The following is a 20,212-nucleotide window of genomic DNA, read 5'->3' as shown; positions in this document are numbered from 1 at the left end:
ATGAAAAGATTAGTAATATTTTCATCAACACTGCTGCTCACAGCAGCAGTGTTTGCCTTCGCCGCACTGGCACAGGCATGGAACATCAGTGGCAAGTATAATATTGCCTTCTCTACAAATGAAGCAAGCGGTATCTTCAAAACTTTTAAAGGTACAATCGCTTTCGATGAAGCCAATCTGGCTGCTTCCAACTTCAGCGTATCTGTCGATGTTGCTTCTATCAACACCGGTAATGCACTGATGAACAAACACGCTAAAAGCGACGAGTGGTTTGATGCAGCGAAATATCCTGAGATCAGATACACTTCCAAAAAGATCGTAAAAGCAGGTGCTGGCTACCAGGTAACCGGCGACCTCGAAATCCATGGCGTTAAGAAGGAATTCACTATTCCCTTCACTTTCAAACGCGCAGGCAACGGCGCTACCTTTGACGGTACTTTTAAAGTAAACCGTAACGATTTCCATATCGGTAAACCAGGTGGTGATGTTGCTGACATGGTCAACGTAACTATAGCCGTTCCTGTAGTAAAGGGCTAATCCTTAAATCAGATTTATGCTTAAAAAATTATCACTACTTGCACTGCTTGCAGTACTGGTAGGAGTGCTTTCCGGGGTAGCTGCCATTGTTTATCAGAAAGTGTATATTGAAACGATAGGAGAAGGATTTGTAAATGTTGTCAGCATCGCCAATATGTTCAAATACGCACTGGCAGGTGCATTCATCGCAGCAATAGGTTATTTCCTGCTTAGCCTGGTACTGAAAGGTAAGACAGACATGGTGTTCAACCTCCTGTTCGTCATCCTTACCTTCGCAAGTATACTCTATCCCATCGGTCACCAGCTGCCGCTGGATCAGGAAACGCCTGAATTATTCCCCGGACTCGCAGTGCCTATGCACTTCTTCCCGGCGCTCGGATGGTTCGCTTTAAAGCCACTGTTCGGCAAATCAATCTAACAATCCATTTACACTAAAATTATATAAGAAAGGGCCACTCAATTATTGAGCGGCCCTTTCTTATTATGAGCATGATAGCTGTAATATGATCATTATACAAATGCACTGAAACCGGTGATCGCTCTTCCCACGATCAACGAATTGATCTCCTTCGTTCCTTCGTAAGAATAGATCGCTTCTGCATCTGCCACAAAACGTGCTACATTATACTCTAGCAGGATACCATTACCACCCATCACCTCTCTCGCACGACTCACAATATCCCTTGTACGTAATGAACAGAATACCTTCGCAATAGAGGCATGTTCGTCTTCTAACCTACCCTCATCCTGTAAAGTCGATAAACGGTAGACCATCGTCTGCATAGCGGTCAGGTTCGATAACATCTCTACCAGGTGATTCTGGATCAGCTGGAATGAGCCTATCGGACGACCAAACTGCTTCCGCTTCTGTGTATAAGCCAGTGCATTTTCATACGCCCCCCTGGCACATCCTACTGCCAGCCATGCAACGCCTGCACGGGTCATACGTAAGACCTTCGCGGTATCTTTAAAGGAATTTGCATGCTGTAAGCGGTCTTTTTCTTCTACCACACAATCTTTCAAGGTGATCAGTCCGTTCTGTACGATACGCAGCGCCATTTTATCGTGCATCTTCTCCACGCTGAAACCAGGCGTATCCTTTTTCAGCAGAAAACCTTTCACCTCATTATCATCCACATCCCTTGCCCAGATCACCAGCACATCCGCAAAGGTGGCATTACCAATCCACTTCTTCTGACCGTTCAGTATCCAGGTATCCCCTTCCCGCTTAGCCGTAGTGGTCAGTCCGCCGGCAGCACCAGATCCTACCTCCGGCTCTGTCAGACCAAAAGCCCCGATCTTCTCCAGCCGCTGCATACCCGGCAGCCACTCCTTCTTCTGTTCCTCCGATCCCAGCAGATAAATGGAACCCATCGCCAGACCGCTCTGCACGCCAAAGAAAGTGGCCATGGAGCAGTCCACACGGGCAATCTCCATCGTGATAATGCCCTCCATCAGAAAGGAGGACTGAATACCGCCATACCCCTCGTAAGTGGATCCGCAGATATCCAGCGCGGCCAGCTTCGGCAGCAACTGAAAAGGAAAATCAGATTTCACCCAATGTTCATTGACAATAGGCTGTACTTCAGACTCCATAAATTCCCGGACCTTCAGCTGCAATGCCCTGTCCTCCGGACTCAGCATGCCGCTCAGATCATAAAAATCACCATTTACGGGTGGTAACTCCTTTTTTCTTTCTCCGCCGCTGCTTTGCAGCATACGCATCAGACCAGAGAGTTGCTGGTCATTCATTTTACCTACAGTGGCCATTACTTTCGGCAGATCTATCTTCTCGGATAAACGCCCCAGTTGTTCGAAATCGACGTTCTTCAATAAATGAAAGGCCTGCCTGATGGTGGACAATTTAACTGCCATGGGAACAAGTATTAGTCCCTTAATTTAGCCAAAACTGTTAAATGTTCATTCCACCTGACCTAATAATTTCGAAGAATCAGTCGATATACGAATATGGGAGATCTCCTCTTCCAGTTTTTCGGCTACTTTTTTCCGGGCAAACAGATTATAAGGAAATCGTAACCAGACCTTAAACTTAATGGCAGGTTCTTCATTTTCCAGGCGGTAGCCAAAACGGATCTGTCGTATTTTACTTCTGCCCAGCGCGTTAGTGAGATGACGGACTACTTCCGCCGGATTCTCCAAAGTTGTGAACTCTTGCATGATTTGACGGCTTAGGTTTTACCCTCTAAAAAGGCATTTCAATAAAAAATATTAACTCTAAAGTTCATTTCACGGACTTTCATGGGATCAGGACGGTGGACTCAACAATGAAATTATGGATCTAATCAGGTATCTTTGGGCGAACACGTATCCTACTATGTAACGCTGATGAGACTATACCTATTCTCCCCCATCGAAAAAAAATACAGGGAGGAGTTTAACCAACATACGAGACTGCAGAATATTAAAGTAACTGCATATATAGCACTGATTGTTGCTGTTGCATCTATCTGTACAAGAGTAGCATCCTGGATCATCCCATACCAGGATATGCTGTTGCCGCAACGTTATGCTGAATACGTTTTTATTAATAATTGTATGATCAGCGTTTCTGTGTTGTTTGCCTGTCTCCTTTTTATCATAAGGAAAAAGCCTCATCCAAAGCAGCAAAATCGATACCATTTTGTCAGCATCCTCTATACGCTTTTATTTACAGGCAGTTGCATGTCCCTGACATTCGTTGCGCAACACAATCCGAAGAATACGATGACAATGCTGTTGCTTGGATTACTCACTGTGGGGGTGTTGCTTATTTTCTCGATCCGCAATCTGTTACTGGTCGCCGGACTTTCCATTGTTACATTTGTGTTATTCTTCCACATATTCCAGGTATCTGCAGAAACGCGTGCACTCAATTACGTGGCTTTCTGGCTGATCATCGCCTGCTTTATGGTTATTTCCCGCCTCATATATTCATATCATGCGAATTATTTTATCAAGCTCAAAACGATTGAAGATAAAAACGGAGAAATACAACGGGCCAACAAACTGAAAAATGAAATCCTGGCCATCGTTGCACACGATCTTCGTAATCCTATTGCAGGTATCCGTTCGGTTACCCATCTGATGGAAGAATACCCCTACACACCAGAACAGGAGAATAAATACCTCTTCTGGATAAAAGACGCATGTGAAACAGCTGACCAGATCATTGAAGAATTACTGCTCGCCGCCAAACAACGGGAAAGTGGCAACCTGCAAACAGATTACATCTCACTGAACGATTGGCTCCGGGATGTACGCGATAACTGGTTACAGCAATCCGGTTTCAACAGAGCGATCTTACTGGAACTACCGCCGGAAGATCTGAAAGCACGGATACATACCGGAAAAATGCAAAGGGTGGTAGATAATCTGCTGCACAATGCCGCCAAATTTACACCAATAGAAGGCGATATTACCATAGGCATGCGGCAGCACAGAGGAGGCGTGCGTATATCCGTTGCTGATACAGGCATCGGTATTCCGGAAGCACTAATCCCTAACCTCTTTGATCAGTTCACCAGCTCCAGTCGTAAAGGCTTAAACGAAGAGCCCTCCAATGGTCTGGGACTACATATCTGCAAACAACTCGTACAGGAACATGGTGGCAGAATATACGTACACTCACAGGAGAATAAAGGAACGATATTTAGTATAGACCTGCCATTTACGTTATTTTAAGAATTAGGAATTAGGAATTAAGAATTAAAAAACCAGCAATTACAAACTCAATTACACAGCTCAATTAAACAGGCCATTAAGATTTAAACACACTTACCCAACCGCCCGACATAACCAGCGGAGGGGTTGAGGTGGAGACAAAGGGCCTTAGCCCTTGAGAGCCTGCCCCGCTTGACAGCGCTCAATCCCCCTCCCCCCCCAACACGACCCTCACCAGCCCAATAGCACCCCTCGCAAAAGGGCGTCAGCCCGGCGTCCCACCTCAACCCGCAGCAAATTTATGTCTCTCCCTACGAAAATAAACCGTCATTTACTTTCCTGACATAGTCACTCTGGCTTTGTCCTACGTTTCCATCGCAGCATTAAGGTAAAATGAGTATAGTATAAGTACAGTACAACACTAAAAAAAGCCCCCAAAGCAGAACACTTTGGGGGCTTTTTCATTGTTATAACAGCCTCTTAATTCTTCATCAGTTTCTCCGCATCCTTATCATCATACTGCGTTATCAATACCTTCAAACGCTTTTTCAGATTCACCACATTCTTCGCCTGTGCAGCATCATTATAAATATTATGCAATTCCTGCGGATCATTTTTCAGATCATACAATTCCCAGAAATCAGCAGGCCCATAAAAACGCACCAGTTTATACCTTTCCGTACGTATGCCGAAGTGAGGCGATACATGATGTGGCTCCGGGAATTCGTAGTAATGATAATACATATCTTTCCTCCAGCGGGCAGTATCTCCCTTACCATTTACCAGTGGCATAAAGGAAGTACCCTGCATATCCGAAGGTGCTTTTACATGTGCGATATCCAGTAAGGTAGGCGCCCAGTCGATATTCAGCATAAAGCCATTGCTGCTGGTGCCAGGTTTGATCACACCAGGATAACGCATCACAAAAGGCGTATGTAAAGACTGTTCGTAAATAAAACGTTTATCAAACCAGCCATGTTCTCCCAGGTAAAATCCCTGGTCGGAACAATAGATCACAACTGTGTTATCGGCCAGACCGGTACTATCGAGGTATTGAAGAATACGGCCGATGTTCCTGTCCAGTGAACGGGCAGTAGCCAGATAATCGCGCATATAACGCTGATATTTCCACGCTGTCAGTGCTTCGCCACTCAGGTGCAGGGAATCAAATTCGCGGCTGATTTGCTGCTCGTAATACTTAGAAAACGGCGCCAGCTGTTCCGGCGTGAACCTGCCGTACTCACTATTCTTATTCTGCTGATAATTTACGTGCACTTTCAGGTCTTCTTTCAGCCGCATCGTATTGGAGATGGTCATATCCTGACCAAGGGCAGCATTACGGCCCTTATAGTCGTCAGAGAAGGTAGCGGGCAGTGGGAAATTGATACTGTCATACGCGCCCAGATCGGGCAAGTCAGGCAGCCATTCGCGATGCGTTGCTTTCTCTCCAACAACGAGCATAAAAGGACGGCTTGTATCCCGGCCGTTTAACCAGGATACAGACAGGTCCGTAATAATATTTGTGACATAACCGTCCATCCTCACCGTATCATTCGGTGTGGAAATAAAGTCCGGATTGTAGTATTTACCCTGACCAGGCAAAATGCTGAAGTAATTGAATCCCTTTGGCAATGTACCAAGGTGCATTTTACCTATCCATGCAGTCTGATAACCATTTTGCTGCAAAATACCGGGGAACGTCTGCTGGGTATTGTCGAATCGTTTTTCATTCAGTGGATACCCATTCTTATGGCTGTATTTTCCAGTCAATAACGTAGCTCTGCTTGGCCCACATATGGAGTTGGTGACCATGGCATGATGGAATAAGACCCCTTCGCGTGCTACCCGGTCGATATTTGGCGTTTGCACATACCTGTTACCATAAGCACTGATGGCCTGGTAGGTATGATCATCTGAAAGAATGAAGATGATATTTGGTCGTTTCGACTGTGCACTCAGCTGAATAGGTGCAAGGAGTACAATAAGTGCGACAACTACAGATCTGATATTCGTAATTTTCAACATGGAAGCTAAGATACTCAATAAGGTTTAGTATCCTAGTGCCATTGACAGATTAAGGGTATGATGTATGGCCATATCCTCTATCCCCCACATGTACAACCTGAAGTATACGTGTGGCAATTGCATTTACTAATTGTGGATCTGCGGCATAGTCTGCATTTGGCTGGAGGTAACCATTGATCTGCAGTAAATAGTCGATTGAATGGTCCTCGTCCAGTACAGCTTTATAGTGCTCAATGCCCATTGATTCGTGAGGCTGTACAACTACAATGTAGTTGTCTCCTTTCAGATCAAAATCTAATGTAAAATCTTTCATACGGCATTTTGTTTAGGAAGAACAGTTGTATGTTATCTAAATATAACAAAATTAAAGCCATGTAGTTGCAAAAAGATTTCATTTCTGCTAGTCTTCTTTTGCCCCTTTTTCTCCGGCAAACCAATGCTCTTTCTGCTTAAAAAGTACATTAAAGGTTGTCAGCGAACCGTACATCCTGGTGATATACTGCTGCATGTTTATTTTGTCTTCATCGCTCAGTTGCTTATGACTGTTGATCTGCTGTTCCAGTACCCGAAGCCGGTCGCGGACCATCACTATTTTATGAAAAAAGACCTCAATAGGTATCTCCTTGGCCTTCAATGAAGGATCTTTCGGCTGTAATACCATCGTGCCTCCCTCCCATCTGTCACCCAGTGGAACGACCTCAGAAACATCGCTCCAGAGACGCAGGATTTTTAATAATGATGTTTCAACGGCTGATACCGTTTCCACTTCAATACTCCGGTTTTCCGTGTGTAAAATCTCGAACAGCGGATCTGTTTTGTCCACTTCTATTATCCCCTGATCCATGAAGGTAACTACGTACTGTGCGTATTTAACATCGATGATCACTCCGGGGCCATAACGTGCGTGCTGTACTCTCGATCCTTTGCCGGCGGTTAATTCTTCCATTCAATATAATATTTGCCAGACAATATAATACAAGTTATTGAAAAAGTGCTCTTTATGATATCCCCAAACAATTACATCCGACTATGACTGCTCCCGTATCGTCATTGAAAATGCAACCATACGGGAGCATACAATATACTACATATATCCGGACATTTACTGTTATTTATAAACGTCAGTTATACACACATTCAATCTAAGCTGACGATAGCTTTTATAACGCCGTTAGATGGGTTTAACCAGCCTTCAAATTCATCTTTTACAGCAGCAAAACCCACTCTGTGCGTAATATAAGTGGTCGGATCAACCTGCCCGCTTTTCATACTCCTGATCACATGCTCAAAATCTTCACGGGTGGCGTTACGGCTGCTCATCAGTGTACCCTCCCTTTTGTGGAATTCCGGGTGACTCACCACCAGTTCCCCCTTCTGCAAACCAACCATTACATATCGTGCACCATGCGACATATAGTTAAATCCATTATTGATCGCCTGCTGACTACCAGTAGCATCAATCACAACGGTCGGCATATCTTGATTGGTGATCTCGCTGAGCCGCGCCATCACATCCTCCTGTTTTGCATTAATGGTATGAGGCACCTGTAATTTCTCCTTACAGAAGGTGAGTCTGCCGTCATTAATATCCATCGCAATCACCTGCGCGCCGGCAATACGGGCAAATTCCATGATACCCAGTCCGATAGGCCCGGCACCTATTACCAGTACAAACTCACCGGGCGTCACCCCTGCCCTGCGTACACCATGTGCGCCGATAGCCAGCGGTTCCACCAGTGCCAGTGCGTCCATACTCAGCCCTTCTCCATGTACCAGGGAGGCAGCCGGCACCTGCAGGTATTCTACCATACCACCGTCCACATGCACGCCGCAAACCTTTATATTGGTACAACAGTTCGGCTTCCCATTGCGGCAGGCAATACAGGTACCGCAATTGAAATAGGGAATGAATGTTACCGGTTCTCCTACGGTAAATCCGGGGGCATCATCAAAAGAGACCAGTTCCCCTGCCAGTTCATGTCCCAGTATCCGGGGATAAGAAAAATAAGGTTGTGTTCCTTCGAAGGCATGCAGGTCAGTACCACAAATACCAATCCTTTTGATCCTTATTATAGCATGTCCGGCTTTCTGCACGGGCATGTCCGCTTCGCCATATTCAAACTTACCAGGCGTGGTACAGGTCAGTATTTTCATAAGTGCACTATCTTTCGTGTCAGGGACTAAAATAATAAAAAAAAGGCCGCATGGTATATACCACGCGGCCATATATGCAAAAACCAATCGTTTTATCCTTCTTTAGGCACCTCAAGACTGGCAGAATCGTCTTTTCCGCCTTTCTTACGGTCTTTATCCTTTTTCTCTGTTTCTTTCTCTTTTTTCTCTGCCTCTTTTCTGGCTGCCTTCTCTTTCTTCTTATAATAACCACGCAACAGGAAATTATGTTTTAAAGCTTCCATATTTTCACTAAATCCATCCGATCCTTTACGTATGGACCTCACCGTTCTCTTAGCTTCCGTTACGGTACCTTCCAGACTGGTCGCCAGACTATCACTATACAACAACCGGCCTATACTACCCTCTCCATGGTTGATCCTGGTCGCAATATCCGCCAGTTGCTCCGTAATGACCTCCGCATTGGCTGCCACACCGGATACCCTGTTGATCACCTGGTCATAGTCCAGCGGATCAACTGCATGTACAGAATCGCCGTCTTTTACAGGTTCGCCATTTTCTCTGCCGGAACTGATAGTGATCAGCTTATCTCCCATCAATCCGTCAGAACTGATACCAGCCACTGCCCCTTTTTTGATAAAAGGCTGTACCTTCTCCTTGATACGCAAGGCCACACGGGCTGTCGTATCAGATAATATTTCGATACTTTCCACTGTGCCCACATCGATACCTACGAAGCGGACATTATTACCGGCTTGTAGTCCGCCGACATTTTTAAAGGTACCATAGAGCAGAAATGTGTTACCAAACATATTCTTATTTCTTCCAATGAGGAAAATACCTACGAGCAATAATGCAAAGGCGACCGTAGCAAAGATGCCGACCTTGATCTTTTGTTTTGCTTTCTGCTGCATGCTTCACTATTTAAAAAAGTTATTAATGAGTTCATCCGGCGAATTCGCCAATTCATCGTATGTGCCTGTTGCGATGTATTCACCGTCATTCATGACGACGATACGGTCTGCTACAATACGGGCACAATTCATATCATGGGTGATAATAATGGACGACGTTTCATATTTCTCCTGCAACTTAATAATCAGCTCACTGATCTCTCTGGATGTGATGGGATCCAGTCCGGTTGTAGGCTCGTCATAGAGCATAATTTCCGGTCTTAATATCAGTGTCCGTGCCAACCCGACCCTTTTACGCATACCGCCGGACAGGTCGGATGGTAATTTATCGATCGCATCTTCGAGTCCTACACTTTCCAGCACCTCTTTCACGCGTTTTTCAATTTCTGCCTCGTCTTTTATTTTTAATACACGGGTAAGCGGGAAAGCCAGATTCTCACGTACCGTCATAGAGTCGTACAACGCACCACTCTGGAACAGAAATCCGATCTTCATACGTAACTCTCTCAGTTCATCGGGAGAGAGTGCCTTTACTTCTTTTCCCAGTACCTCCAGCACACCTTCATCAGGCTCCAGTAAACCGGCAATACATTGTATCGTTACTGATTTACCCTGACCTGAACGCCCCAGTACCACAATATTTTCTCCTCTATGCAGCTCCAGGTTGATATCTTTCAATACCTCATTATCTCCGAAAGATTTTTTCAGATGTTCTATACGGATCACCACTTCATCATCCGTGGTGGTCTCCGTTTTTTTGTCCTGTACTAATGTATCATCCATACGTGTGTCTGATTGAGGTTAATAATAAATCAGGTTAGTGATCTGCACCGCTATCGCATCTATGAGGATGATCCACAGAGAGGCACTTACCACAGCCGAATTAGCCGCTTTACCCACGCTTTCCGTACCACGGGCGGAATGATATCCTTTATAACATCCGACAAAACCGATCGCATATCCGAAGAAAAATGTTTTTATCACAGAAGGAACGACATCACTAAATTCCAGTGCTTTGAATGATTTCTTAAAAAAGAGCGTAGCGCTGACATGATCCTGTATATTGACACCTACCCATCCTCCCAGCATGGCCAGTCCGTCAGCCATAATGGTCAGTAAAGGCACCATGATCGTACAGGCAAGGATCCGCGTCACCACAAGATATTGTACCGGATTTGCAGCCGAGACTTCCATAGCGTCTATCTGTTCCGTTACTTTCATACTGCCCAGTTCTGCACCGATACTCGATGCTATTTTACCCGCACAGATCAGTGCAATGATCACCGGACCTATTTCACGGATAATAGAAATGGACACCATGCCGGGGACATAGCTCTCCGCGCCAAAATCCTTTAAAGTAGGCTGCGTCTGTAGGGTCATTACAAGGCCGATGATAAATCCGGTAATACCAACCAGGCCAACGGACAGGTAACCAACGATAAAGCATTGGCGGATAAATTCGCCCCATTCAAATCCTCCCCGGAAAATATTCCTGGCAAAGCGACCGGTGAATAATACCTGATCGCCGACTATTTCCATATATCTGTTAAACGAAGATGTAAGCGCACTAGCCATAGTTATAAGCATTGGGTCATGTACAGTGGAAGCGACTATCGCTTATGTAAGCAGATGCAATTTCATGCCATTGTCATAAAGCATGATTTTCAGGCGGAAACAGCAATAAAAAAATACTGGACTGGGTAATATTTTACACAAAACGTGAGGGATATAGTATTTACAAATCTGTTTATTATTTTTGATAGGAATATATACATTAATATGGCTCATGTAAAAAAGTGGCGCCTGTGTTTGTTGATCCTGTTGATAGCCGGCGCCTGTCGTGAAAAGAAGAATGCAGATTTTGCGGTAGATAAGATACCGGACCCTATGCAGCATAATAGTTACGTCAGTAACCCCGATCACCTGATCAGCGATGCTACCGAACAGACGTTAAATGCACAGATGCGGCAAATGGATCAATCCGGGCGTGCGCAGATAGCGATCGTACTGTTAGAGACGATCGGTGATAAGGTACCGAAGGATGTTGCGCATGAAATATTCAGACTTTGGAAACCGGGACAAAAAGAAAAGAACAACGGTCTTGTTGTCTTATTGGTGAATGATCAGCATCGGATTGAATTTGAAACGGGTTACGGACTGGAAGGAGATCTTCCGGACGTAGTGTGTTATCGCATACAGCAATCGGAGATGTTACCTTCCTTCAAACAGAAAGACCTGGATGGAGGTATGCTGAAAGGTATGACCGCTGTCATCAATGTACTGAATGAGACGAATGTAGCACAGGGCAATACACAGGAACAGGAGGAATCCGCAGCAGATGGGGTATCCGATACCGCTATTGCCGCACAGGAGATGATGGCAAAGGTGGATAGTTTTGTAGCTGCGGATAGTGTGGGTTTTGCACAACAATTTGGCGCCGTACCTGATAACAGCGAGCCTGTTGTTAATGAAGGAGAAGCCTATGACTACCCGGAACAAACATATGAAGCGAAAGAACGCGGAGACGATATGGGCGTCGGTACTTTGGTGCTATATGTCTTCTATGCGATATTCTCTACAATATTCGTTATCCAGGCGGGTAATGCAAAACGCAGGAAGAACACCACTTCTTTGTTCAGGACCAATATCTTCCATATGATCTGGATATATGCAGCGCCATTTATCCTGACACTGGTACTGATCAATTTCTTCGATATGGTGTACCGTTGGTGGATATTACCATTGATCATGTACGGCAATCTGCTGACGTACCTGATCTATCGCACGATTGTCGTTCACACGAAGGCTGCCTTCCTCCTGAAAGCGGCTGACAGACGCCAGCAATATGATGCCTGGAATCAGGCGAATAAAAGCACCTGGCTGGCCGGCATTTTCTTTCCGCTTCCGTTTCTGATCTACTCAAAATGGCATAAAAAACGCCTGGAGGCACTCCGGTTTGAACCATATGACTGCGAAAATTGTCACCGGCAAATGACAATACTGAAAAAGAAAGAAAAACAACAATTCCTTAACAGCAGTCAGCTGGCAGAAGATAAGGTGGGTTCTGTGATATATGATGTATGGAGCTGTAAGCAATGTAACAGCAGAAAAGTACTGGGTTATCAGGATCTGGATGTCAATGCAGACGAGTGTTCATCCTGTAAAGCGATCACCATGGTACCCGGCAAAAAGAAGGTATTACGCCGTGCTACCAGCAGCCGGGAAGGCGAGGGTATCCAGTATTATGACTGTAAACATTGTAATCATACAAAACAGGAATATTATGTCATACCAAAGCCATCTTCCGGTAGCTCCGGCAGCTCTGGCTCGTCAAGCTCTTCCTCTTCATCGTCCAGCAGTAGCTGGGGCGGAGGTAGTTCCGGAGGTGGTGGAGCAGGTAGCAGCTGGTAAAATTACGATTCACTGATCATGATCATTGTTTTTTGTCCGGAATAGGGATAATTTTGCATTATGAATTCTGAAAAACAACTGAGAGAAGGACCTAACTGGCTGCGTCAATTCGATTTTCTGGGGTTACACCTGGTGCCGATACTGGCTTTTTGGACGCATGTAACAACATTTGACTGGATTTTATGTGCGGCTTTGTATGTAGTACGCATGTTCTTTGTAACAGGTGGTTATCATCGATATTTCTCGCATCGAACGTATAAAACCTCGCGTTTCTTCCAGTTCGTTCTGGCAGGTGGCGCACAGAGTAGTTTACAGAAAGGTGTTTTGTGGTGGGGTGCTAACCACCGTGTTCACCACAAACACAGTGATACGCCTGAGGATCCGCACTCTGCAAATATTTACGGTTTCTGGTATGCACACATGGGCTGGATCATGGGCCCTGAGTTCAAACCAACCCGTTACGAACTGATCAAAGACTTTAAACAACCAGAACTTTACTGGCTGAATAAATATCATTGGGTACCAGGTGTTGTACTGGCAATCGCCTGCTACTTCGTTGGTAATAAAGTGAACGGTGAAGGCTGGTTCGACTGGCATGCAGGTCTCTCTACCCTGCTGATCGGTTTCGTACTGAGCACCATCTTCCTGTACCACGGTACATTTACCATCAACTCCCTGATGCACAAATGGGGCAGACCTCGTTACAAAACAGGTGACTTCTCCAAAAACAGCGCTATTCTGGCACTGGTGACACTGGGTGAAGGCTGGCATAACAACCACCACTACTATCAGAGTGCGACCCGTCAGGGCTTCTTCTGGTGGGAATTTGATATCACCTACTACATCCTCCGTACACTGGGACTGTTCGGTATCGTTTGGGATATCAGAGGCGTACCTGATAAGGTGAAATCAAGCAATCTGCTGACTGACGAAGCAAGAGAAGAGGTAAAGGCAGCAAACAGAAGATTGGTAGAAGAAAACAGATAAAGCAACTTTAGTATTTCTTTTATAGAAAGGACGGTCTGGCAACAGATCGTCCTTTTTGTTTTTTACCGATCAGCTGTGTCCCTCCCTTCCTTTGGAGATACTATCCCCCGGCTATATGACTTCCCGCGCTTAAGCCCGGTAAAGCCCCGACTGAAAAACGAGCCAAACTGTAAAGCGAATCCTTCATCTCATAACGAAACTGTAAAGTCTTTTCTGTCTTAGCCGTTTAAATAAGGGCTGGATCAGTGAGATTTCCTGTAGATAACCCGTAGATAATCCGTAGATAACCCGTATACAAGCCATTCTTATAGATACGGGTTATCTATGGGTTATCTACGGGATATCTACGGATTAACTATGAAACATGTTACTGATTGAAACGAGTTTAAGCAAAATCTGATATAGTCCTGATATAGGTTTAGGTCTTCCTAATATAGGTTTACACTGCTCTTAATCCTGGTAGAGATTTACAGGCGTCTTTTAATCCTGTGCCTGGTATAGGGCTCTCTTTTTTTTTACTTCTATCTAACAGGCATTTCGCCTGCAGTCTGGCGAAATACCTGATTAATCCTGCCATAATTTCAAAAACCAACTGATTATCAACATAATAACAGAATATCTCCACCCTTTCTATCCCCCATCCCTAAATAATCCAACGAAAACGCTATTTAAAACATCAGATGTTTATAAAAACATCATACCTTTGTGAAACATCAGACGTTTAAAACAATGACTAAACCAATAAAACTTGCAGACAAGGTCATTTTTGAACTGCAAAAGGAGATTTCCCTCGGGAAATACAAAGTGGGCGAGCTGATCCCACCGGAGCCGGTATTAATGGAACAGTTTGGCGTAGGCCGCTCTACTATCCGCGAAGCGATAAAAACACTCTCCAATGCAGGCGTACTCAAAGTACAGCAGGGTGCCGGCACCTTCGTATGCGCCCCTGCCGAGACGACAGAGCCTCTGGATCAACGCCTCAGGAGAGCAGCATTGCAGGAAGTGAATCATGTGAGACAGTTACTGGAGGTAGAGATCGTACAACTGGCCGTCACTCACCGTACAGCGGATGACCTGGAAATAATGGACAGCCTTTTGAAGGAAAGATGGGAAGCGATTATCACGGATAATTACGAGGCCTGTGCAGATGCAGATATCCGTTTCCATAAAGCGGTAGCAGGCGCTTCACATAACAGTGTGCTGGCGGATCTGTATCAGACTTTCTCCAACGCGATCATGCGCACCTTCCAGCAAAGGGAAAAGCCACATGTATCGCAGTTCCAGCGCACGCATGAGCTGCACGTACAACTGGCAGAGGCCATCCGTCAACAGGAAGCAGCACCCGCCATCAAAACCGTCAGGGCTATTCTTGAAAATAATTTTTAATCAATAACTATTGTCATGTCGATTCTGGTATTCACACTCATTCTCCTGGTAGGCGCGTTCACGGCGGGCATGCTGGGATCTCTCACCGGTCTCGGTGGAGGGGTCGTATTAATCCCTTTACTTACCCTCGTATTTCACGTAGATATCCGTTATGCGGTGGGCGCTTCTCTTGTCGCCTCCATCGCTAACTCTTCCGGTGCAGCTGCTGCGTATATCAAGGAAGGGATCACGAACGTGCGCATCGGTATGTTCCTCGAAATAGCCACTACGACAGGCGCCATTATCGGTGCTGTACTGGCAGTATATACACCGACGCACCTGGTAGCCATCCTCTTTGGGTTTGTCCTGCTTTTCTCTGCCGCAATGACGCTCAGAAAAAAGAACGAACACGGCGACAATGAAAGCAACAGTAAACTCGCCCGTATCATGCGTCTCAATAACTCCTACCCTGTCAATGGTGTAGAAGTACCTTATAAAGTAAGGGGTGTAGCAGGTGGTTATGCGCTGATGACCGTAGCAGGTGTCGTATCCGGTTTACTGGGTATCGGTTCCGGCGCGTTAAAAGTACTGGCAATGGATGGCGTGATGCGTATCCCATTCAAAGTATCCACCACAACCAGCAACTTCATGATCGGTGTAACGGCAGCAGCCAGCGCAGTGATCTATCTGCAACGTGGTTATATCGATCCGGGTATTGCCTTACCTGTTGTATTAGGGGTACTTGCAGGCGCCTTCGGAGGATCGCGTTTGCTCATGAAAATGAACACGCGTAAACTCCGCCTGCTGTTCTGCGTGGTGATCAGCGCACTGGCACTGGAAATGATCTATAATGGTTTCACCGGGAAATTATAATAAGATGAAAAAGATATTCTCAAAAGAATTCTGGCAGGAAAGAGACGTAGAACTGTTCATCGGACAGCAACTCAGGTGGGGTGTAATTACCTCCAGCATTATCGCTTTCATCGGTGGTGTTATTTACCTGATCAAAAACGGCGGTAATACGCCTTCCTATACTGAATTCATAGGTGCACCGGAATACGTGAGACACATGCCGGGTATATGGCAGGGTGTGAGACAATTCGATGGTATGGCGATCATACAGTTAGGTGTGGTGGTATTGCTGGCTACCCCGATTACCCGGATCGCGTTTTCTGTGTTAGCTTTTGCAATGGAGAAAGATACCCTATATGTGATTATTACACTGATTGTATTAGGGGTGATTACGTTTAGTATCTTCAGCGGCTTTGGCGGCTAATTTCAATGAGGAATCAGGAATTAGGAATTAGGCATTGAGGTATTCATAGCTTCGCTGTGAAACAATCTTCCACTACCAGATAGCAACTCAGTAAACAGAAAAAGCGTCTTACCCCTGGCAAGACGCTTTTTCTATTTATTGAGCCTGCATGTAGCGATGGATAATTACTCCATAATCAGACTATTGGTTCCGTAATTCCTAATTCTTAATTCCTAATTGACTACGTGTTTCGCTCATGCTGCAACAGCATATTCATCGCATGATCAAACGAACCCGCCCTCGTGATCTCTCCATTATTCACGAAGAAGATCTCATCTGCATTTTCAATCGTATTCAACCTATGGGCAATGATCACACGGGTGGTATTCGCCGGCAGCTTTTTCAATACGGCTTCCAGTTGCTGTTCTGTCACGGTGTCGATATTCGCAGTTGCCTCATCCAGCACCAGCAGTTCCGGATCGCGTAACACGGCACGCATAAAGGCAATAAGCTGTTTCTGACCAAGGCTGATGCCATCATTACCGGAAATGATGTTGGTAGCCAGACCATCTTCAAAACGCTCCAGCAATGCATCCAGTCCGACTTTTTCCATTACCTCCTGTAACTGTTCTGCACTGTAATCAGCGTATTTCGGATTACCATAGACGATGTTTTCCTGGATCGTACCGGAAAAAAGGAATGGTTCCTGTAAAATGAACCCGATCTTTCGGGTACGCTCTTCCGGCGTATAAGAACGGATATCACGGCCATTCAGCAATACCTGTCCCTCAGTTGGATCATACAAACGCGCGATCAGTGATGCTGTGGTTGTTTTACCACCACCGGTAGGCCCTACCAGGGCATATGTCTTACCCCGCTCCATGTTGAAGCTGACATTCTTCAGGATTTCCTTACTGTCAGCATAACGGAACTGCACATGCTGAAAACTGATCAGCGGCGCATTTTCCTTAGCTGGTCCGGATGGGATCACTTTCAGATCTGTTTCCAGTTCGAGGATCTGTGAAATCCTGTCCCAACCTGCCATCGCCATCTGGAAGTTGGTCCATAGAATAGCCAGCTGACGGATCGGGTTGTAGAAATAAGTGGAGAAAGACAGGTAACTGATCAGCAATCCAACGGTGAACTGACCTGCTGATATCAGATAGATACCATAGGCCAGTACGGCCAGCATGGCTATCTGGGAGCAGAAAGAAAATACCGGGTTAAAGATATTGTTCAGCACACCAGCAGCGGTGGCAGTTTTATAGTTCTGCTGATTGACCTGGTCAAAGCGCTTGCGGAAATAATCACGGCGGTTGAATGCGATGATCACTTTAAAGTTGCTGAGACTTTCCTGTATTTCTGCACTCATGCCACCGGTGCTTTTCATATTGGCCGCATTTCTCTTTTTCACCAGCGGAGAAAGGATACGGGTGAAAAGCAGCAGCAATATGGCCGGGGTCAATGTGGCGATCCCTAGTTTGATATTAATGGACAGCAGAAAAATACCCGCGCCGATCATAGACATGATACCACTTGCAAACTGGACGAGGGACTGTGAAAAGAACTGGTTCATCTTATCCGTATCATTGTTGATACGGGAGATCAGATCACCGGTTTTATTCTGATTAAAAAAGGCGATCGGCAGCTCCTGCAATTTCACAAAAAGGGCGCTTCTCAGCATATACAGCATCCGCTGACCTACCTTTCCCATCATCAGGGTCTGGGAGTAGGCAAAGACCAGGTTCACCAGGAATATACCCAGCAGGAGTCCTGCACACCGGAGGATGCCGGAGAAGTCCTTATGCGCTACATAATGATCAATCGTATAACCTACCACATAGGGTACTGTGATGGTCAATGTCTGGCTGATCACCATGATACCGAATACGCCCAGCAACGCACGGTGTTCTGTTTTTATATAAGCCAGTAATTTCAGGAGGCGTTTCCCGGAAGTACTCTGCTGTTCGTTTGTATCTGTACTATTCAGGTTGTAATTCATAATTGCTGGTACTACGTTGGGAATTAAAGATCTGTACGTATTCGGGACATGTCTGCATCAGTTCATTGTGTGTGCCTGAGGCCACCACTTCACCATCCATCAGCAGGATGATCTGATCGAAATGCGCAACAGCTGCTATTTTTTGTGTCACGGAGATGAGCGTCAAATGCGGATAGTTCTCCTGCACATTTTCCAGGATACGCTGTTCTGTATTGGCGTCTACCCTGGCGGTAAAGTCGTCCAGCAGCAGGATCTGCGGATTGATCGCCAATGCCCTGGCCAGCATGATACGTTGTTTTTGTCCGCCTGAAAGGCTGTTCCCTCTTTCTGACACCACGGTATCCAATCCGTTCGGGAGACTGGCAACAAACTCTTTCAGTTCTGCGGTAGCAATCGCCTGTTTCATCAGGTCTTCGCTTACGTTCTCATTGAAGGCGATGTTTTCCCGCAGACTCATATTAAACACGATACTATCCTGGAATACCAGTCCGACCTGTTGCAACAGGGCTGTTTTATCATAGTCGGTCAGATCCGTGTTATCATAACTGATATGACCTCCGTTTGGTTTCAGCAGGCCGACAATAATATTGAGCAACTGTGTTTTACCGGCGGCAGTAGGACCGATAATCGCTGTGCGCGTACCTGCTTTTACGGAGAAGGATACCTCTTTCAGGATGGGTTTACCATCCAGGGAAAGCTCGATATGATCCACGTGAAGGTCACCCTTCAGGGTGGCTGTCACGGTGCCTTTTTCTTCGGATTCGGGTGCGTGGAGCACTTCTGCGATACGCTGATAGGAAGCGGTGGCCTGTGCGATCAGGTTACTCATAAAACCGATCACGATGATCGGGAAGATCAGCATGGCGATATAGCTGTTGAAGGCGGCGATATTACCCAGGGTCATTTCCCCGTTGATCACGAAGTGGCCGCCCAGGAGCAGGGTGGCCAGGGTAGCCATACCACCCAGGAAACTGATCACAGGTACGAGTCCGGCAAAGAGGCGGACTACCGCAATACCCAGGGACATGGATTCGCCGTTAGGCGCTATAAAGCGGTCATATTCCTGCTGCTGTGCATTGATCACGCGGACCAGGGCAGCACCGGTAATACTCTCGTTAATCGTCTTATTCAACTTATCAACCACCTCCCTGCTCTTCTTGAAGGTCGTTCTTACCTTCCTTAACACTGTACCGAATGCAACAGCGATGAAAGGCACTACGGAAATAACGGTCAGACCCAGTTTCCAGTCGATGCTGATCAGCAATACGCAACAGCCGATGATCATGAATACGGAAGAAGCGATGGAGATGATTGCCTGTGATACGAACAGTTTGATACTATCGACGTCACCGGTAAGGTTGGTCAGTAGTTTGGAGGGATTGACCTGTTGTATGTAAGCGTAGTCCTGACGGGAAATACGTGCGGCAAGGTCCGTACGTAACTGGCGGCCTACCCTTTCAGACATATAGGTCTGAATGATACTCTGCACATACGTAAAGATGAAAATAGCGATCGCAGCGCCGATGAATTCCACCACCAGGTGGTTCAGATCGAGCGTACCTGCGGTGTATGCGTCAATTCCTTTGGACGTCAGGTAGGGCAGCACCAGGTTCAACAGGTTACTGCACAGGGCCATGAGGATCAGTAGGAATAACTGGCCTCTGTAAGGGCGCAGTAGAGACATTAATCCGGAGTTTCCTTTGCCCGTCTTCGTTACGGGCTTGTTGGTCTTCTTCATATCAATAGCAAATATATAACAGGCGGCAGACCTGTAGGCTGCGGGAGGCCAAATTTACTGTAAAAAAAACGGTGTAAGGTGCAGGTATAAGGTAATGGCAAACTTGCCACAAGGAGAATGACGAATGAACAAAATGAATATTGCATGCCCGGAAAAAAAAATCCTTCCGGAAAACCCGGAAGGAC

General features: G+C 45.9%; 19 protein-coding genes. 8 read left to right on the top strand and 11 right to left on the bottom strand.

Annotated features, from left to right (window positions below):
- Positions 1 to 537: a YceI family protein gene (locus BMZ72_RS30810; protein WP_089814396.1), complete on the top strand. Its 537-nt coding sequence runs from the start codon at positions 1 to 3 to the stop codon at positions 535 to 537.
- Positions 538 to 553: 16 nt separating this feature from the next.
- Complete coding sequence (locus BMZ72_RS30805) at positions 554 to 955, top strand: hypothetical protein (RefSeq protein ID WP_089814394.1); 402 nt, start codon at positions 554 to 556, stop codon at positions 953 to 955.
- Between the two features lie 92 nt (positions 956 to 1,047).
- Here BMZ72_RS30805 and BMZ72_RS30800 read toward each other — a convergent pair whose 3' ends face one another.
- Together BMZ72_RS30800 and BMZ72_RS30795 are read right to left on the bottom strand one after the other, a co-directional pair.
- Positions 1,048 to 2,412 (bottom strand): acyl-CoA dehydrogenase family protein, encoded by a 1,365-nt coding sequence (locus BMZ72_RS30800; protein WP_089814392.1) that lies wholly within the window; start codon positions 2,410 to 2,412, stop codon positions 1,048 to 1,050.
- Between the two features lie 45 nt (positions 2,413 to 2,457).
- Entirely contained in the window at positions 2,458 to 2,715 is a 258-nt protein-coding gene (locus BMZ72_RS30795) for a hypothetical protein (protein WP_089814390.1), read from the bottom strand.
- A 135-nt stretch (positions 2,716 to 2,850) separates the two neighbouring features.
- Here BMZ72_RS30795 and BMZ72_RS30790 point away from each other — a divergent pair, with 135 nt between their 5' ends.
- Positions 2,851 to 4,218 carry a sensor histidine kinase gene (locus tag BMZ72_RS30790; RefSeq protein ID WP_089814387.1) on the top strand — a complete coding sequence of 456 codons (1,368 nt, stop codon included), beginning with the start codon at positions 2,851 to 2,853 and terminating at the stop codon, positions 4,216 to 4,218.
- Positions 4,219 to 4,677: 459 nt separating this feature from the next.
- Here BMZ72_RS30790 and BMZ72_RS30785 read toward each other — a convergent pair whose 3' ends face one another.
- The 7 genes from BMZ72_RS30785 to BMZ72_RS30755 form a co-directional block, all read right to left on the bottom strand.
- Positions 4,678 to 6,222, bottom strand: coding sequence for a sulfatase family protein (locus BMZ72_RS30785; RefSeq protein WP_255373338.1), 1,545 nt, complete (start codon positions 6,220 to 6,222; stop codon positions 4,678 to 4,680).
- A 49-nt stretch (positions 6,223 to 6,271) separates the two neighbouring features.
- A complete protein-coding gene (locus BMZ72_RS30780; RefSeq protein WP_012790962.1) occupies positions 6,272 to 6,535 on the bottom strand; it encodes a hypothetical protein in 264 nt (87 codons plus the stop codon).
- Positions 6,536 to 6,622: 87 nt separating this feature from the next.
- Positions 6,623 to 7,168 carry a hypothetical protein gene (locus BMZ72_RS30775; RefSeq protein WP_089814384.1) on the bottom strand — a complete coding sequence of 182 codons (546 nt, stop codon included), beginning with the start codon at positions 7,166 to 7,168 and terminating at the stop codon, positions 6,623 to 6,625.
- A gap of 191 nt (positions 7,169 to 7,359) precedes the next feature.
- Positions 7,360 to 8,376 carry a zinc-binding alcohol dehydrogenase family protein gene (locus BMZ72_RS30770; protein WP_089814382.1) on the bottom strand — a complete coding sequence of 339 codons (1,017 nt, stop codon included), beginning with the start codon at positions 8,374 to 8,376 and terminating at the stop codon, positions 7,360 to 7,362.
- 92 nt (positions 8,377 to 8,468) lie between these two features.
- Positions 8,469 to 9,269, bottom strand: coding sequence for an MlaD family protein (locus BMZ72_RS30765; protein WP_089814380.1), 801 nt, complete (start codon positions 9,267 to 9,269; stop codon positions 8,469 to 8,471).
- Between the two features lie 6 nt (positions 9,270 to 9,275).
- A complete protein-coding gene (locus BMZ72_RS30760) occupies positions 9,276 to 10,052 on the bottom strand; it encodes an ABC transporter ATP-binding protein (protein ID WP_089814379.1) in 777 nt (258 codons plus the stop codon).
- An 18-nt stretch (positions 10,053 to 10,070) separates the two neighbouring features.
- Positions 10,071 to 10,844 carry an MlaE family ABC transporter permease gene (locus tag BMZ72_RS30755; protein WP_044221761.1) on the bottom strand — a complete coding sequence of 258 codons (774 nt, stop codon included), beginning with the start codon at positions 10,842 to 10,844 and terminating at the stop codon, positions 10,071 to 10,073.
- A gap of 204 nt (positions 10,845 to 11,048) precedes the next feature.
- On the opposite strand from BMZ72_RS30755, the gene BMZ72_RS30750 reads away from it, so the two are divergent.
- The 5 genes from BMZ72_RS30750 to BMZ72_RS30730 all read left to right on the top strand — a co-directional run bounded on the left by BMZ72_RS30750 (position 11,049) and on the right by BMZ72_RS30730 (position 16,308).
- Positions 11,049 to 12,680, top strand: a complete 1,632-nt coding sequence (locus BMZ72_RS30750) for a TPM domain-containing protein (protein WP_143087829.1) — start codon at positions 11,049 to 11,051, stop codon at positions 12,678 to 12,680.
- Positions 12,681 to 12,740: 60 nt separating this feature from the next.
- Positions 12,741 to 13,667: an acyl-CoA desaturase gene (locus BMZ72_RS30745; RefSeq protein ID WP_089814375.1), complete on the top strand. Its 927-nt coding sequence runs from the start codon at positions 12,741 to 12,743 to the stop codon at positions 13,665 to 13,667.
- Positions 13,668 to 14,396: 729 nt separating this feature from the next.
- Complete coding sequence (locus BMZ72_RS30740; protein ID WP_089814373.1) at positions 14,397 to 15,053, top strand: FadR/GntR family transcriptional regulator; 657 nt, start codon at positions 14,397 to 14,399, stop codon at positions 15,051 to 15,053.
- A gap of 15 nt (positions 15,054 to 15,068) precedes the next feature.
- On the top strand, positions 15,069 to 15,905 hold the full coding sequence (locus BMZ72_RS30735; protein WP_012790953.1) for a sulfite exporter TauE/SafE family protein: 837 nt from the start codon (positions 15,069 to 15,071) through the stop codon (positions 15,903 to 15,905).
- 4 nt (positions 15,906 to 15,909) lie between these two features.
- Complete coding sequence (locus BMZ72_RS30730) at positions 15,910 to 16,308, top strand: DUF1634 domain-containing protein (protein ID WP_089814371.1); 399 nt, start codon at positions 15,910 to 15,912, stop codon at positions 16,306 to 16,308.
- Between the two features lie 220 nt (positions 16,309 to 16,528).
- On the opposite strand, the gene BMZ72_RS30725 is transcribed toward BMZ72_RS30730, so the two are convergent.
- Together BMZ72_RS30725 and BMZ72_RS30720 are read right to left on the bottom strand one after the other, a co-directional pair.
- Entirely contained in the window at positions 16,529 to 18,289 is a 1,761-nt protein-coding gene (locus BMZ72_RS30725; RefSeq protein ID WP_089814369.1) for an ABC transporter ATP-binding protein, read from the bottom strand.
- Entirely contained in the window at positions 18,270 to 20,027 is a 1,758-nt protein-coding gene (locus BMZ72_RS30720) for an ABC transporter ATP-binding protein (protein WP_089814367.1), read from the bottom strand. The genes BMZ72_RS30725 and BMZ72_RS30720 overlap by 20 nt, the downstream gene beginning before the upstream one ends.
- Positions 20,028 to 20,212 lie beyond the last annotated feature (185 nt).

It is taken from the genome of Chitinophaga sp. YR627 (assembly GCF_900114995.1).
Lineage (GTDB): Bacteria > Bacteroidota > Bacteroidia > Chitinophagales > Chitinophagaceae > Chitinophaga.
Note: the sequence above shows the minus strand (reverse complement) of the source record. Positions and strands in the feature narration are given on the sequence as shown.

Coding starts and splice junctions, on each gene's coding strand:
- BMZ72_RS30775 (WP_089814384.1), bottom strand. CDS start 7,168: ATGGAAGAATTAACCGCCGGCAAAGGATCGAGAGTACAGCACGCACGT.
- BMZ72_RS30800 (WP_089814392.1), bottom strand. CDS start 2,412: ATGGCAGTTAAATTGTCCACCATCAGGCAGGCCTTTCATTTATTGAAG.
- BMZ72_RS30770 (WP_089814382.1), bottom strand. CDS start 8,376: ATGAAAATACTGACCTGTACCACGCCTGGTAAGTTTGAATATGGCGAA.
- BMZ72_RS30765 (WP_089814380.1), bottom strand. CDS start 9,269: ATGCAGCAGAAAGCAAAACAAAAGATCAAGGTCGGCATCTTTGCTACG.
- BMZ72_RS30735 (WP_012790953.1), top strand. CDS start 15,069: ATGTCGATTCTGGTATTCACACTCATTCTCCTGGTAGGCGCGTTCACG.
- BMZ72_RS30740 (WP_089814373.1), top strand. CDS start 14,397: ATGACTAAACCAATAAAACTTGCAGACAAGGTCATTTTTGAACTGCAA.
- BMZ72_RS30795 (WP_089814390.1), bottom strand. CDS start 2,715: ATGCAAGAGTTCACAACTTTGGAGAATCCGGCGGAAGTAGTCCGTCAT.
- BMZ72_RS30805 (WP_089814394.1), top strand. CDS start 554: ATGCTTAAAAAATTATCACTACTTGCACTGCTTGCAGTACTGGTAGGA.
- BMZ72_RS30810 (WP_089814396.1), top strand. CDS start 1: ATGAAAAGATTAGTAATATTTTCATCAACACTGCTGCTCACAGCAGCA.
- BMZ72_RS30730 (WP_089814371.1), top strand. CDS start 15,910: ATGAAAAAGATATTCTCAAAAGAATTCTGGCAGGAAAGAGACGTAGAA.
- BMZ72_RS30725 (WP_089814369.1), bottom strand. CDS start 18,289: ATGAATTACAACCTGAATAGTACAGATACAAACGAACAGCAGAGTACT.
- BMZ72_RS30745 (WP_089814375.1), top strand. CDS start 12,741: ATGAATTCTGAAAAACAACTGAGAGAAGGACCTAACTGGCTGCGTCAA.
- BMZ72_RS30785 (WP_255373338.1), bottom strand. CDS start 6,222: ATGTTGAAAATTACGAATATCAGATCTGTAGTTGTCGCACTTATTGTA.
- BMZ72_RS30780 (WP_012790962.1), bottom strand. CDS start 6,535: ATGAAAGATTTTACATTAGATTTTGATCTGAAAGGAGACAACTACATT.
- BMZ72_RS30720 (WP_089814367.1), bottom strand. CDS start 20,027: ATGAAGAAGACCAACAAGCCCGTAACGAAGACGGGCAAAGGAAACTCC.
- BMZ72_RS30755 (WP_044221761.1), bottom strand. CDS start 10,844: ATGGCTAGTGCGCTTACATCTTCGTTTAACAGATATATGGAAATAGTC.
- BMZ72_RS30750 (WP_143087829.1), top strand. CDS start 11,049: ATGGCTCATGTAAAAAAGTGGCGCCTGTGTTTGTTGATCCTGTTGATA.
- BMZ72_RS30760 (WP_089814379.1), bottom strand. CDS start 10,052: ATGGATGATACATTAGTACAGGACAAAAAAACGGAGACCACCACGGAT.